The sequence below is a fragment of the Alloalcanivorax balearicus MACL04 genome, from assembly GCF_025532145.1.
GTDB classification, from domain to species: Bacteria; Pseudomonadota; Gammaproteobacteria; order Pseudomonadales; family Alcanivoracaceae; genus Alloalcanivorax; species Alloalcanivorax balearicus.
Genome location: NZ_ARXS01000014.1, coordinates 76288 through 91043 on the forward strand (window position 1 = coordinate 76288; position 14756 = coordinate 91043).

Below are 14756 nucleotides of genomic sequence, written 5' to 3' on the forward strand. Positions count from 1 at the left end.
ATGCCACTATGACCATCGTCGACCTTGATGCAGATCAAGGATGGTGATGGACGTGGACGTCTCCCGGCAGCCCGTGCTGAAGAAACACCAGCGCCAGCGCCAATGTCATCGCCGCCGCCACATATCGGGCAGGCCCCCGCCGCAACCGCGCCAATTGCCCGCCGAACACGCCAGCGGCGCCCACCGGCAGCAGGGTAGTGGCGCCGAACATCCCCATGACCAGGGCACCATCGGCCCATTCACCGGTTCCGGCAGCCAGCACCAGGGCGGAATAAAGCAATCCACAGGGCAGGAATCCCCACAGGCCACCCAGTGCCAGCGCCTTGAGAGGGTGATCCACCGGCATCAGACGGCGCGTCAGCGGGGACAGCCGGCGCCACAACCCGGCCCCGAGACGCTCCAGTGCCCGGATCGGCGCGCTGCGGCCGAGGAAATGAGCGGTCAGCAAAACCATCAATAGCGCTGACAATAACGCTGGCCAGTGCCAGCCGCCGGCGACCGGGCCGCTGGCCAATTGCCCGCCCAGGCCTCCGGCTAACGCTCCCAGACCGGCGTAGCTGAACAGGCGACCGCTGCCAAACAGACTCTGCCAGGCGATCAGCCTGCTACCGCTCCGCCGCTCTTCGGGGATCGAGAAGCTCAGAGCGGCGGCGATGCCGCCGCACATTCCGGCACAGTGAAGGGCTCCGCCGACGCCGAGGGCGAGAGCACCGGTCAACGCCACGGTAAGCGGGTCAACGATCATGATCCGCCCCCTTGCCAGCATTTCGGCGCTGTTCACGGTCCTCGAAAATCACCGTCCAGGCAGCATGATCCAGATCCTCGAACTGGCCCTGGCGTAGAGCCTTGAACAGCGCCCACACCGCCACGGCGAGGAACAGCAAGGCCACCGGAATCAACAGGAGCAGGCTTTCCATGTGGTTATCCTATTGGCGTTGAGCGTCACCAGAAGTGACGAGGCGGACATTCCCAGAGCCGCGGCCCAGGGCGGTATCCAGCCGGCCATGGCCAGGGGAATCGCCACCAGGTTGTAGCCGAGAGCCCAGGACAGGTTCTGGCGAATCACCGCCCGGCAGCGATCCGCCAGACGGGGCAGATCGGCCAACCCCTGCAAACCTTCATTGAGCAGATAGACGCCGGCGGCGCGGCGGGCCAGACTGGAAGCCGCCGCCGGTGCCACCGATACCGTCGCCCGCAACAGCGCGGGAGCGTCATTGATGCCATCCCCCACCATCATCTGCGGCCCTTCCTGCTGCTCCAGCTTCTGCAACCAGGCCGCTTTGTCATGGGGTGCCAATCGCGAGCGGGCTTCGTCAATGCCCAGTTCATCAGCCAGCGTGGCCACTGGCTCGGCGGCATCACCACTGGCCATGCGCGGCCGCCAGCCCCGTTGACGCAGTTGATCAAGTATCGCCGGTGCCTCCGCGCGAGGCTGATCCCGCAACCAGAACAGCGCCTGCGTCCGACCGTCACGAGTGAGGGCCAGACAAGTCTCGTTGCCACGACTCAACTCCGGTGCTCCGCCCATGGCCCACTGGTGGCCCTGGAAGCGGCCGCTGGCTCCGGCGGTGCCCAAACGCAGACCTTCGATCGGTACCGGCGAAAGATCATCAAAGGCGCGCGCCAGCGGGTGCGGATGATCCCGCTCCAACCCGGCTGCGATTCGGGGCAGGGTGGTGAGCCATTCCGGTTTGACGTTGGCGGCGGCTCGCCACTCCACCCGCTGAAATCGGCCGGTGGTCAGAGTGCCGGTCTTATCGAACAGGACACCGCGAATACCTGGCAAGGATAAAAACTGAGAGGGGGAAGCAATCAGCAAGCCCAGTTTCAGCCCTCGAGCCAGCGTGGCGGAAAGTGTCAACGGCACCGCCAACGCCAAGGCGCAAGGGCAGGTCACCACCAGCAAGGCCAGCATGTGCTCGAATGCCTGAGCCGGACCGCGATGCCAATGCAATAGAAGGGTGGCTGTCGCCAGCAGCAACACCGTGACGGTAAACAGAGGGGCCACTCTCTGCCAGTCGCGCACCACCGTCACTCGTTCTTCCTGCGCGCGCGCCACCTGTTCGCCTATGCGCGCCACCAGGCTGCTGTCGGCGGCACTCGAGGCCTCGATATCCACACTACCTTCCAGGATTCGGCACCCGGCCTGTACCGCGTCGCCGATGGTGCGGGTACGCGGCAGGGATTCGCCAGTCAGGGCCGCCTCGTTAAAGCGAGCCTCTCCGGCGCGGATAACACCATCCACCGGCACCGTTTCCCCCTGGCTGACGCGCACCGTATCGCCGGCGCACAGTTGGGCGGTAGCCACCCAGTCACCACCGCCAGCGCCATCCAGCCGCCGCACGACCAACGGCAGAGTGTCCTGCAACTGCTGCCAGGAACGCTGGATGCGCTGACGCTGATGCAGTTCCAGCCAGCGGCTGAGCAGCAGGAAGAATACGAACATGGCGGCGGAATCGAAGTAAACGTGCTCACCACCGCTGGCCATAACCACCAGCGAACCGCCCCAGGCCAACAACAGCGCCAGGGCCACCGGCACGTCCATGGTCGGGCGGCGTACTTTCAGGCTGCGCCAGGCTCCCTGGAAAAAAGGCCAGCCGGAATAAAATACCACCGGTGTGGCCACCAGCAGGCCGGCCAGCCGGAACAGGTCCTGGTAAACGCGATCCGTACCCTCGAACACACCGATGTAAAGGGCGGCGGAATACATCATGGCCTGCATCGCGCCAAGGCCGGCCAACGCCAACCGCCCCAGCAGGCGGCGCCGTTCTTTCTGCAGATGCCCCTCCCAGGTGGGATCGCCCGGCAAGGCGACCCGGTAGCCCAATTCCAGAATGCGCCGCACGGCGTTACGAGGAAATTGGGGTTGGGCGGCGTCATATTCCAGGGTCAATTGCATGCTGGCCAGGTTGACCTGCACCGAACGGGCACCGGGGAGGCCCATCACCACCTTTTCAATCAGCCAGCAGCAAGCCGCGCAGGTGAGCCCGGAGACTTGCAGCCGCAGGCGCCGCTGGCCGTCCTGCTCCTGGATGTGAGCGGCCAGCAACTGAGGCATATCGAACAGCGCCAAAGTGCGCTCTGCCTCCTCGCCGGCTACCAGCGGCGCGTTCTTGCTGCGGATAGCGTAATAGTCCTCGAGGCCGAGACGATGAATCATCTCCACCGCGGCGGCACAGCCGGGACAGCAAGTGGGCTTTTCTCCTACCGGAGTGCGGGCGACGAAAGGCGAAACACCGACGCCTTCGCCACAGTGCCAGCAGGCCGTGCTCATGGTGCGCCCTGCTGCGGCTGCAGGCGCTGACGCAATCGCCAATGTCCCTGTTCCGGCGTCACCGTCACCACCCAATGATCATTCGCCGCCAGAGCGCCCCCGTCGGCGCGATAACGACCGCCCCCCTGATGGATAAACGTCATGGCAATATCGCGCTCGGCGAAGGTCGGGTGGCGGAATGCCAGTTGCAACCGTTCAGGCCAGGGCATGGGCACTTTGCTGGTCAGTTGCAGGCCGGCTGGTTCACCGGCGTACAGTTGCAGTTCGAGACCAAGCCGGCGGGCCTGATCCAGATCGGCCATGGAACGGTTGATGGCCTTGCCCTGTTGATACCAGTCGTCCGCCACGGTGGCGTCGGCATGACGTATCGCCAGAGTCAGGGTAACCATGCCCCCCACCACCGAGGACAGCGGGATCAGAATAACCAGCCATACCAACGGGTAGCGATACCAGGGCAGGGTGCCATCACGGAGCGATGAAGCGTGATTCATGGCGCACCTCCAGATCAGGCACATCCAGATCCTGCACCCGGAACCAGATGGTCCGGTTGTCCAGATCGGTGACATAGGGGTCGTAGCTGACAGTGAGGGGCAGGCTTCGGTGTTGTCCGCCTTCCAGTGTCACGGTCACTTCGCCGTGGACCAGTTCCAGGCCCTCCGGCGCTTCCAGGGTGACGCGATAGCGGTGGCTGTGCTGGTCCTTGTTCTGCAGTTCCAGGCGGTAGCTGTTTTCCACCTCGCCCAGGCTGGTGAGGCGATAGAGTTGGTTACGGTCACGCAACACATCCACCTGCAGTGGCACCCGGCTGTACAGCGCCCAGACAAACGCCAGCGACAACAGGGAAATCACCACGCCATAACCGATCAGGCGTGGCCTCAGTACCTGATGGCGGCCGCCGGCGAGGGCGTTTTCGGTGGTGTAGCGAATCAGCCCGCGAGGTTTGTTGATGCGATCCATCACCTGATCGCAGGCGTCGATACAGGCGGCACAGGTGATGCATTCGTACTGCAGGCCATCGCGAATATCGATGCCGGTGGGGCAAACCTGTACGCACAGGCTGCAGTCCACGCAATCACCAGTCTGGGAGACGGCCTGTTTTTTACGGGAGCCACGGCCACGGGGTTCGCCCCGGGCGGTGTCGTAGGACACGATAAGCGTGTCGCGGTCGAACATGACGCTCTGGAAACGCGCGTAGGGGCACATATACAGGCATACCTGCTCACGCAGGAAGCCGGCATTGCCGTAGGTGGCGACGGTGAAGAAGCCGATCCAGAACAGCGCCCAGCCCCCCACCTGGGCGGTGAGAAAGTCCGGCACCAGCTCACGGATCGGGGTGAAGTAGCCGACGAAGGTCAGTCCCGTGACCAGCCCCAGCAACAGCCAGCACAGGTGCTTGCCAGTGCGACGCCAGAGTTTGTTGAACGACCAGGGCGCCTTGTCGAGCTTCATGCGCTGATGGCGGTCGCCTTCGAATATCCGTTCGATTCCCATAAAGAAGCGGGTCCAGGTGGTCTGCGGGCAGACATAACCGCAGTAGACCCGCCCGGCCAGAACGGTAAAGAAGAACAGGGCGAACGCGGCCAGCATCAATGCCCAGGCCAGGAACAGGAAGTCCTGCGGCCAGAAGGTGATGCCGAAGATGTGGAAACTGCGATGGGGCAGGTCGAACAGCACCGCCTGCCGCCCCTGCCACTGTACCCAGGGCAACAACAGATACAGACCCATGGTCAGACTCAGTCCCAGATCGCGCAGGCGCTGGTAATGGCCAGACACATGCTTGGCCTGAATCCGTTCACGCTTGGCGTACAACGCCACCGAGCGGCCGTCGTCGATGCCTTCGGAATGAACCGGGATGCGCTCCGTTTTCGACATTCTGACTACTCCTCGGTCTCCATGGACAGGCTGTAGACGTAGGCGGCCAGCACGTGGATACGTTCCGGCGTCAAAACCCCTTCATGGGCTGGCATATGCCCCTGACGGCCTTCCCGGATGGTGGTTTCGATGTCCTCCAGACGGGCCCCGTAGAGCCAGATACCATCGGTCAGGTTGGGGGCGCCAATCATCTGGTTGCCGGTGGCGTCGGCGCCATGGCAGGCGGCGCACACCTGGAACCGAGGCTCGGCCCGTTCGGCCGCGTCACGATACTCTGGCTTGTCCTTGAGGTCGGGCCGGCTGAGGGTTTGCACGTACATGGCCATGTCCCGCACCGCTTCGTCGCTGTTGCCAATGGCCGCCGCCATCGGCGTCATGGTGCCGCGGCGTCCACTGGTAATGGTCTGCACGATGGCGTCGGGGGAGCCGCCGTAGAGCCAGTCACCATCGGTAAGGTTGGGATAGCCGCGTGCGCCGCGCGCATCGGAGCCGTGGCAGATGGCGCAGTTCTGCGCGAACAGCCGGCCACCAACGTCCCGGGTCTCGGGATAATGAGCCAGCTCATCCACCGGCACCTTGGCGAATTCCTGGAACAACGGCTCACTGCTTTTTTCCACCAGCGCCACTTCCTGTTCCCACTGAGTGACGCTGGTCCAGTTCAGCAGGCCGCCGAACCGGCCCAGGCCTGGGTAGAGCACCAGATAGCCGACGGCGAAAACCAGGGTGCCGATGAACAGAAACAGCCACCAGCGGGGTAGGGGCTGGTTTCGTTCCTCGATGCCGTCGAACTTGTGACCGGTGGTGTCCTGGCGCGCCTCCTCGGCGGACAGGCGAGAATTGGCGAACAACAGCACCGCGCAACCCACCAGATTCAACACCACGATAAAAATGATGTACCCGCTCCAGAAATCACTCATGGATTTGCTCCCCGTCGCTCCCGGCCCGGGCCTGTTGATCGTCACGCACCGGCAGCTTGGCCAGTTCCTGATATTGCTGTTTGCGGCCGGGCCGGTAGACCCAGGCCACCAGGGCGAGAAACGCCAGGAAAAACAGTACGGTCAGAACGCTGTGATAAGTCATTCACGAACCTCCTTACGGGCCTGGCCAAGGGAGAGCAGGTAAGCCACCAGCGCGTCTTCCTCACTGGCATCGGCCCATTCGCCGTTCACCTTTTCCATCTGCTCGACCACATCCTGCTCGCTGTAGGGCACGCCGAATATGTCCTTGAACACGCTCAGCTTGCGTTCCATGTGCTTCCAATCCACCGGCGTGTTTTGCAGCCAGGGGTAGGCTGGCATATTGGACTCAGGCACCACCGCGCGCGGATCGCGCAGGTGTTCCCGATGCCATTGCTCGGTGATCGGACGCAGTCCCACCCGTGCCAGATCCGGACCGGTACGCTTGGACCCCCACAGGAACGGATGCTCCCAGACGTCTTCTCCGGCCACGCTGTACGGCCCGAACCGCTCGGTTTCCGCGCGCAGCGGCCGCACCATCTGGGTGTGGCATACATGGCAGCCTTCACGGATGTAGATATCGCGACCGGCCATTTCCAAGGCATCGTAGGGCCGCAAAGTGGACATCGGCTCGGTGGTGGATTTCTGCCAGAACAACGGTACGATCTCGGCCAGCCCGCCGAAGCTCACCGCCACCAGAATCAGCACGATCAGCAGGCCCACGTTTTTCTCGATTACGGCGTGTCGGTTTGCCATCGTTGATCTCCTAGTAGGCAAGGGCCAGACGGTTGTCTTCACCGGCGTCATCACGGGTGCCGCGAATGGTGAGATAGACATTGAGTGCCATCAGCAACATGCCGACCAGGAACACCACACCGCCGATCAGACGCACAATGTAGAACGGCTGCCGTTCCACCAGCTCCTGAACGAAGTTGTAGGTGAGGGTGCCGTCGTCATTGACCGCCCGCCACATCAGGCCCTGCATGATCCCGGACACCCACATGGCGGCGATGTAGAGCACCGTGCCAATGGTGGAAAGCCAGAAATGCACGTTGATCCAGCCCACGGAATACATGCGCTGGCGGCCAAACAGGCGCGGCGTCATGACATAAAGCGCGCCGATGGAGATCATCGCCACCCAGCCCAGGGCGCCGGCGTGCACGTGGCCGATGGTCCAGTCGGTGTTATGGCTGAGCGCATTGACCGTCTTGATCGACATCAGCGGCCCTTCAAAGGTGCTCATGCCGTAGAAGGAGAGGGCGACGATCAGGAAGCGGATAATCGGGTCGTCACGCAACTTGTGCCAGGCGCCGGACAGCGTCATCACGCCGTTGATCATGCCGCCCCAACTGGGCGCCAGCAGCACGATGGAGAACACCATGCCCACGGACTGGGCCCAATCTGGCAGGGAGGAATAGTGCAGGTGATGCGGCCCGGCCCACATGTACACCGCGATCAGCGCCCAGAAATGCACAATGGACAAACGGTAGGAATAGACCGGACGTTCCGCCTGAATCGGCACGTAGTAGTACATCATGCCGAGGAAGCCGGCGGTGAGGAAAAAGCCCACGGCGTTGTGGCCATACCACCACTGCACCATGGCATCGATGGCGCCGGCATAGGCCGAATAAGACTTGGTCAGGGAAATCGGTATGGCGGCGCTATTGACGATATGCAACAGCGCCACCGCCAGGATAAAACCGCCGTAGAACCAGTTGGCCACATAAATGTGCCCGGTGCGCCGTTTCGCGATGGTGCCGAAAAAGACCACCGCGTAGGCCACCCAGACCAGGGCCAGCAGAATGTCGATGGGCCACTCCAGCTCTGCGTATTCCTTGGCGCTGGTGAATCCCAGCGGCAGACTCACAGCGGCGAGAACGATGACCGCCTGATAACCCCAGAACACGAAAGCCGCCAGCCCCGGCAACACCAGTGGGGCCTGACAAGTGCGCTGAACCACATATAAGGACGTGCCGATCAAGGCACAGCCGCCAAAGGCGAAGATCACGGCGTTGGTGTGTAACGGGCGAAGGCGCCCGAAACTCAGCCAGGGCAAATCAAAGTTCAAGGCGGGCCAGGCCAGTTGCGCGGCGATCCAAACCCCCACGAACATGCCCACGACCCCCCAAACCACGGTCATGACTGTAAATTGGCGAACCACACGATAGTGGTACGCCGGCGGCGCAGCGGCGTCTTGCATGGTGTTGTCCTTGCAGATTGAGGCGAGTGCAAGGTATCAGTCGGCGCTAAAGCTGCCCTTGATATACATCAATAGAACCGTGGCGGATGCCGAAATCCGGACCTGAAGGGGCCCGGAGGTGTCAGTTGTTGGCATGGCCGGCCAAAGAACAATAATAATTATGATAAACATTATCATTATTGACCCGGGCAGATTCCCCCCGGATAATCCCTACCCCTTTCGATAGAGAATCGTAAAGCGCGCTGATCAGGCTCATTGGGCGCGCCAGGCCACGTTCTTCACCTTTAGGGGGTTCAAAATGATTGATCGCAACAGTGCAGCCCGACGCCAGGTCAATAGACCACGGTGCCGACGAGCCACGACCGCGCTGCTATGCGGCACGACTCTGGCTATTGCACCGACAATTGGGAGTGCACAGGAGGCGGGCGGCGGGGATGAGGGTGAAACGGTATACCGACTCGCCCCCATTATCGTCAATACGCAGGCAATAGCTCCTGATGATGATGCCAACTCCACTGTTGCCCGAGAGTTATGGGTAGGTGGCAAGGTCGCAACCAGCATCCTCGACACACCGGCCTCCGTGTCGGTTATCACGGAAAAGGAGATCGAGCAGCGAAACGCGAATACCACCGAGGAGGTCCTGCAATATACCCCGGGGGTCATCACCGATTACTACGGCACCGACGACCGTAACGACTATTTCAAAATTCGAGGCTTCCAGGCCACTACCTACCGTGACGGCATGACACTGGGATCGATGCGCGGTGTGCGCGAGGAACCCTACGCCTATGAGCGCGTTGAGGTGCTGCGCGGGGCCAACTCCACCTTGTTCGGCCCGGCGGATCCAGGGGGCTCGGTAAACTTCGTGAGCAAACGGCCGAAGTTTTATCGCTTTGGCGAGGGCTACCTCGGCTATGGCTCCTTTGACCAGAAAGAGGCCGGCATCGATGTGGGGGACGTACTGGACGCTGATCAGACACTGGCCTATCGCTTCACCGGAAAATTCAAGGATGGCGAGCGCGAATACGATCACTCGAAAGACGATAATCAGTTTTTCATGGGGTCACTGACCTGGGAGCCGACAGCGTATACCTCCGCCACCTTGATCCTGGACTATCTGAAGCGTGACAGCACGCCCAACAGTGGTGGTTATCCCCTTGATCGAGAATATGATCGCAGCGATTTCTTCGGTGAGCCTGATTTCAACTATCACGACGTTGAACGTACCAGCATGACAGGGCAGCTCACCCATGATTTCAGTAACGGGCTTACCCTGCGCGGGAATCTGCGCTACAGCGATCTGACCGATGATTTTGGTTACGTCTATCTGACGGATTCCGCGGCGCGAACAGGGACGGTGGTGGATCGGGATTACTTCGGCACCAACAGCAAAGCACATGAGCTGATCGGCAACGTCATTCTGCAATACGATGCCAGCTTCGATCACGTCGACAGCAGCACATTGCTGGGGATCGAATACCGTGACGCCTCAACGGATGACAGCTCCTTCTATGGGGATACGGAATCAATTGATATCGAAGACCCGGTTTACTCCGGGGCTCCGAGCAGCCTGAATATCTATAGCACCAACAAACAGGATTACACCACCAAATCAGTTTTCCTGACACAGAACTTATCTTTTTATGATCGATTCGTTGTCACGGCCGGGGTTCGCAATGACTCAATGGATCTTTCCAGCAAGGGTAGTTCCTATGGTTCGCCATTCGATGACAGTGATGACTTTTCGGAAACGTCAGCCCGGGGCGCGCTAACCTATAAAGTCAATGACAGGCTTTCGACCTATATCAGTTATGTGGAATCGGTGGCACCGCCGTCCATCGGCGTTAAACCGGAACGCGGTGAGCAGCACGAGATAGGCGTAAAGTACGCGCCCGCGGGTATGAACGCGCTGTTCTCGGCAGCGGTCTATGAGCTGAACAAAGACGACGTTTCCATTGCCGTTGTGCAGGATAACGGCACCATCGAGCAGGAAACCATTGGCGAATCCCGCGTGCGAGGGGGTGATCTGGAAGCCAAAGTCGAGCTGACCGATAACCTGAGTCTTACCGGTGGCTACTCCTATATAGAACCCAAAGTGATTCGCGGCACACTCCGGGATGGCACGTCACTCGAAGGGAACGAGTTCGCCATTGCACCGAAACACACCGCCTCGCTCTGGGGGCATTATACTCTGCCAGATACGGGGATGAGCTTTGGTCTTGGTGCTCGCCATGTCGGCTCTTATTACTTTGATGCCGCCAACACGTCCAGAAGCGACTCGGAGACACTCTTCGATGCGTCTCTCGGCTACCAGCTCATAAAAAACATCAATGTTACCGTCAATGTCCACAACCTGTTCGATGAGCAGCATGTGGTCGGCTCAGGCACAGCAAACTACTACAACCCGGGTCGTGAAATCACGGCGAAAGTAAGCTATCGCTGGTAGTGCCATCGGCCAGTACGCCGCCAGGCACCATCCTCCGCGGGAGGGTGGCGCCTGGCAGGGAAGGGGGCTTACCCCTGGCAAATAGAATCATGGAGGGGCTTCCAGTCCTGGGGCGGAGACGTGGGGAGAGGCATTGCTGGAGCAATGAGGAACGGGCCTGTCCGTCATGCTCACCAAGTCACTTTAAAAAAACATGTTAACTATATGTTTTTATTCGTTTTTTAGGTCATTTTTAATCGGTGCAAAAACCAAACGGCTTGTTTGTTATTTGACCTTAATCATGGTTCGCCTAGACTTAATCTCATAGGGCGATTTAACCAGACCCTCTTGGGGAACAATACAACAACACAAAGAAGGGGAATCCCATGTTCATGGATTTTGAAGACCGTTTGGAACAAATGCGGTCCAAAGTAGGGCAGTTGGCCGGAGATCTGGCCACGGAAGAAGCCACCAAAAACGCTCTTGTAATGCCATTCATAAAAGACATCCTGGGTTATGACGTGTTTAATCCATTGGAAGTCATTCCCGAGTTCACCGCGGATCAGGGCATCAAAAAAGGAGAAAAGGTCGACTACGCGGTTAAACAGCATGGTTCGATTCAGATCCTCATTGAGTGCAAACGGGCCGGCGATGAGCTGGGCTTTAAGCATGCATCTCAACTCTATCGTTATTTTTCAGTTACCGAGGCTCGTATTGCCATTCTCACGAATGGCATTCGCTATCAATTCTTCACCGATCTTGATGCCGCCAATCGCATGGACAAGAACCCCTTTATGGAGGTCGATTTCACCAACTTCAATTGGCGATTATCGGACGAGATCCGAAAGCTATCCAAGAACGACTTTGATCTGGGTGATGTCATCACCGCCGCCGGCGAGCTGAAATATACTAATCGCATCAAGAAGCTGATTGCCGAGGAGTTCTCGCAACCGTCCGAGGAATTCGTCGTTTTGTTCGCTGGCAAGGTTTATGACGGGCGACTCACCCAGAAAGCCAAAGAGGAGTTCCGGGACATTGTACAGCGAGCCACCGCTCAGTTTCTGAACGACAACTTGAACGAGCGCTTGAAAGGGGCTGTACGTGATGATTACACCCAGCGTTCCAGTGCTTTGAACCGTCAGGAAGAGACGGAACAGGAGGAAGGCCAGGGGCCGCAGATCGAAACCACGGCGGAAGAACTCCAGGGCTTCTATATCGTCCGGGCGATCCTGTCTGACCAGGTGGACATCAACCGCATCACTGAACGGGACACCTTAAGCTATTTTGGCGTACTACTGGATGACAACAACCGCAAGCCGATATGTCGGTTACATTTCAACCGATCCCAGAAATACATCGGCCTGTTCGATAAGGACAAAAAGGAAACCCGATATCCAATCCGGTCACCAACGGACATCTTTCAATACAAGGGGCAATTGAGGGAGGCCATTGGGTACTACGACGTACCGGACACGGATGAGGACCCAGAATCCGAAATGGTCGGCTCCTAATGAGGAGCCGACTTGGTGAAGGGGCTCCGTCATCCCAGAGGCTCCTCGGCCCACACACAATTAAGTGTAATGTATATTATGTTAAATAGAGTATTTACTAAGGAAACAATCCTCCTGCCTTAACAGGCCCCAATCACAACAGGGACGCCACCCGCTTGGCCGTTGCCTTGGCGGACTGAGGGTTCTGACCGCTAACCAGGTGGCCATCAGTCACCACATTCGAGGTAAATGGCAGCAGCGCCTTTTCATACAAGGCTCCCCTGTCCTTCATCTCCTGTTCGGCGTTGTAGGGCATCTTCTTGGCTACCCCCGCCAGAACTTCTTCTGTCCAGGAAAAGCCGGTGATCTTACGGCCGGCAACCAGCAAGGAGCCGTCCGAAAGCCGGGTATTCAACAGGCCGCAGTAGCCGTGACACACTGCCCCCACAACCCCTCCCCGCTCGAAAATCTCCCGGGTGATCCGCTGCAAGCCGGATGCGCCAGGATAGTCCCACATTACGGCATGACCGCCCGTGAAGTAGATAGCGTCATAATCCGCGGAGTCGATCTGGTCCGGACTGGCGGTGTTCGCCAATAACGCCATTCGGTTCTCATCCGCCAACCAGGCTTTCGCCGTGGCATCGATGTTGGGCCATTTCAGGGAACGGGGCTCCAGGGGCGACTGACCGCCTTCCGGGCTGACGATGCGCTGCTGATGGCCGGCCCTCTCGAACTCGTGGTAAGCATGTGTCAGCTCCGAAAGCCACAGTCCGGTCGGATCCGCCGGATCAGCATAATGGGCGACGTTACTGACGACATGCAGTATCCGCTTGCTCATGATGAAGCCTCCTCATGGAAAGGGACTCTGCTCTTTGCAAGGCATACACCGCAGCGAGCGAAGGGGCAAGCGCCGTGTTTTACTCCAGACCAAGCGCATCAATCACCACGGCGATTTCTGCTCTGGCATTCGTCGGTAGCGGCGTGCAGCAGGGCATCATCCAGCCTGTCGTTCCCCCAGAACATGGCGTCACCGATCAGAAAGGTCGGGGCGCCAAACAGGCCCCGGTCCAGGGCTTCCCGGGTTTGCTCCTTCAAGCGTTGTTTGTTGTGGTCGGACTGGGCGGCCTTTAACAGCGACTCCGCCGGCAACCCCATGTCCACGAGGATATCACCCACCTCCTCCTCGCTGTTGATGTCCCGGTCGCGCTGAAAGTTATGCCGCATCACCTGGCGGTTGAACTCCGCGATCCATGGCATATCCGCCCCCAGCAGCGCCACCCGGGACGACAGCAAGCCGTTACGGGGAAATGTCGACGGCCGGGTCCACGGCAGCCGGTATTTTTCACATTGGCGAATCATGTCCTGCCACACGTAACGCAGCTTTTCCTGTTGCGCCAGGAACGGCGATCCCTGCCAGCCCAGTGCCTTGAAAACGGGGCCGAGCAGGAACGGCTTCCAGACAATGGCGACGCCGTGGCGATCCGCCTCCTCTTCCACCCGCATGACGCTCAGGTAGCTGTAGTTGCTGCCAAAGTCGTACCAGAACTCCATGGCTGGAGCGGCATGTTTCGAGACCATGGGATTTCCTCCGTCGGGAGCCGTCAGTGATGAATCAGCAGTACGCGAAGTTCGATACTATGACGCGGAGCCACATCGGCGGGCAGCGCCAGCGGATCGAAGGCGCCATGCGGCGTGAACCGCGCGGTACCGCTCAATTGGGTGTCGTACTGCTTGAAAATCAGCACCTCGTCCGGCGTCATCGCCGGGTAGTAATACCAGCGCTGGCGGGCGGTGTGGCGAGTCAGATAGATCTCGCCAGCGCGCTCTCGGTAGCGCACCTCCGCCGGGTTCAGATCCAATACCGAAAGGGTCGAGGCATCGCACAGTGCCAGCGGCGCATCCAGCACCGGGCCGCGTAACGGCCGCCACAGATTGACAATGGCATAACGGCTGTGCGGTGACATACGCTCCCCCTGGCGAGCCAGCACCGCGGCCACCCTGGCCCGTCCGGAGGCCTCGCTGTAATCGTTGTGCAGCCGCCCCACCGCCCCCGGGCGACTGCCATCACCCTGCCGCCCAAACCCGGCGGTGATCTGGCCGGGCTCACGGCGGCGGGCCTGATGATCGAACACCAGCGCGCGGTCGGCGCCGGTGGCGCGCCGGGCCATCTCCGCCATCGGCGGATAGTAGGTTGCGGCGACCCAGTCGCCGTCGTCCACCTGGTTCGGCACCGCTGTGTCCGTTCGCAATAACCGGAATCCCTGTCTGTCCAGCTCCGGTTCGAAGTCCGCGCGACGCGCATCCAGAATGGTCATGGCCCGGATTTCATATTGGCCTGAATCCTGGGGGGAGCCGTCCTCGGGCTGATACATGTAGTGGCGGGGGCGTTCGGCGCCGGGCACATGAAAACTGAGATGGGCCCGCATGGCCGCCTCATGACGAGCAAAAGACGATGAGAGATGATTCATACGCTGCGCCTCCATCTGGGTGAGAATCCATTGAAGGCTTCGCAGAAGCGCCGCTCAAACGATCATTTTGC

At 60.0% G+C, this 14756-nt stretch carries 14 protein-coding genes; 2 read left to right on the forward strand and 12 right to left on the reverse strand.

The features are described from left to right. Positions 1–34: 34 nt before the first annotated feature. Genes MA04_RS13065 through ccoN form a run of 9 tightly spaced genes read right to left on the reverse strand, consistent with a single transcriptional unit; the run spans position 35 to position 8302 of the window. A complete protein-coding gene (locus MA04_RS13065) occupies positions 35–745 on the reverse strand; it encodes a sulfite exporter TauE/SafE family protein (protein ID WP_262460868.1) in 711 nt (236 codons plus the stop codon). After that, on the reverse strand, positions 735–917 hold the full coding sequence (gene ccoS / locus MA04_RS13070) for a cbb3-type cytochrome oxidase assembly protein CcoS (protein ID WP_014994623.1): 183 nt from the start codon (positions 915–917) through the stop codon (positions 735–737). Before ccoS ends, MA04_RS13065 begins: the two co-directional genes overlap by 11 nt. Then, positions 896–3274 carry a heavy metal translocating P-type ATPase gene (locus MA04_RS13075; protein WP_262460871.1) on the reverse strand — a complete coding sequence of 793 codons (2379 nt, stop codon included), beginning with the start codon at positions 3272–3274 and terminating at the stop codon, positions 896–898. The genes ccoS and MA04_RS13075 overlap by 22 nt, the downstream gene beginning before the upstream one ends. Continuing rightward, a complete protein-coding gene (locus MA04_RS13080) occupies positions 3271–3765 on the reverse strand; it encodes a FixH family protein (protein WP_163126884.1) in 495 nt (164 codons plus the stop codon). The genes MA04_RS13075 and MA04_RS13080 overlap by 4 nt, the downstream gene beginning before the upstream one ends. Beyond that, positions 3740–5146 carry a cytochrome c oxidase accessory protein CcoG gene (gene ccoG / locus MA04_RS13085; RefSeq protein ID WP_163126885.1) on the reverse strand — a complete coding sequence of 469 codons (1407 nt, stop codon included), beginning with the start codon at positions 5144–5146 and terminating at the stop codon, positions 3740–3742. Before ccoG ends, MA04_RS13080 begins: the two co-directional genes overlap by 26 nt. Before the next feature lie 5 nt (positions 5147–5151). Further along, a complete protein-coding gene (ccoP, locus tag MA04_RS13090; RefSeq protein ID WP_014994627.1) occupies positions 5152–6063 on the reverse strand; it encodes a cytochrome-c oxidase, cbb3-type subunit III in 912 nt (303 codons plus the stop codon). Then, the gene (locus MA04_RS13095; protein ID WP_022995063.1) at positions 6056–6226 is read right to left on the reverse strand and encodes a cbb3-type cytochrome oxidase subunit 3; all 171 of its coding nucleotides are present in this window, start codon (positions 6224–6226) and stop codon (positions 6056–6058) included. Before MA04_RS13095 ends, ccoP begins: the two co-directional genes overlap by 8 nt. Beyond that, positions 6223–6858, reverse strand: coding sequence for a cytochrome-c oxidase, cbb3-type subunit II (gene ccoO / locus MA04_RS13100; protein ID WP_262460875.1), 636 nt, complete (start codon positions 6856–6858; stop codon positions 6223–6225). Before ccoO ends, MA04_RS13095 begins: the two co-directional genes overlap by 4 nt. A 10-nt stretch (positions 6859–6868) precedes the next feature. Next, positions 6869–8302, reverse strand: a complete 1434-nt coding sequence (ccoN, locus tag MA04_RS13105; protein WP_262460876.1) for a cytochrome-c oxidase, cbb3-type subunit I — start codon at positions 8300–8302, stop codon at positions 6869–6871. Between the two features lie 298 nt (positions 8303–8600). On the opposite strand from ccoN, the gene MA04_RS13110 reads away from it, so the two are divergent. Together MA04_RS13110 and MA04_RS13115 are read left to right on the forward strand one after the other, a co-directional pair. Beyond that, entirely contained in the window at positions 8601–10748 is a 2148-nt protein-coding gene (locus tag MA04_RS13110) for a TonB-dependent siderophore receptor (protein ID WP_262460878.1), read from the forward strand. A 365-nt stretch (positions 10749–11113) separates the two neighbouring features. Next, entirely contained in the window at positions 11114–12238 is a 1125-nt protein-coding gene (locus MA04_RS13115) for a type I restriction enzyme HsdR N-terminal domain-containing protein (RefSeq protein WP_205475479.1), read from the forward strand. A 133-nt stretch (positions 12239–12371) separates the two neighbouring features. On the opposite strand, the gene MA04_RS13120 is transcribed toward MA04_RS13115, so the two are convergent. The 3 genes from MA04_RS13120 to MA04_RS13130 form a co-directional block, all read right to left on the reverse strand. Then, a complete protein-coding gene (locus MA04_RS13120; RefSeq protein WP_063139552.1) occupies positions 12372–13055 on the reverse strand; it encodes a type 1 glutamine amidotransferase domain-containing protein in 684 nt (227 codons plus the stop codon). A 98-nt stretch (positions 13056–13153) separates the two neighbouring features. Beyond that, positions 13154–13795: a 2-hydroxychromene-2-carboxylate isomerase gene (locus tag MA04_RS13125; protein ID WP_262460879.1), complete on the reverse strand. Its 642-nt coding sequence runs from the start codon at positions 13793–13795 to the stop codon at positions 13154–13156. Between the two features lie 23 nt (positions 13796–13818). Further along, positions 13819–14685 carry a CmcJ/NvfI family oxidoreductase gene (locus MA04_RS13130; RefSeq protein ID WP_262460881.1) on the reverse strand — a complete coding sequence of 289 codons (867 nt, stop codon included), beginning with the start codon at positions 14683–14685 and terminating at the stop codon, positions 13819–13821. Between the last annotated feature and the right edge of the window lie 71 nt (positions 14686–14756).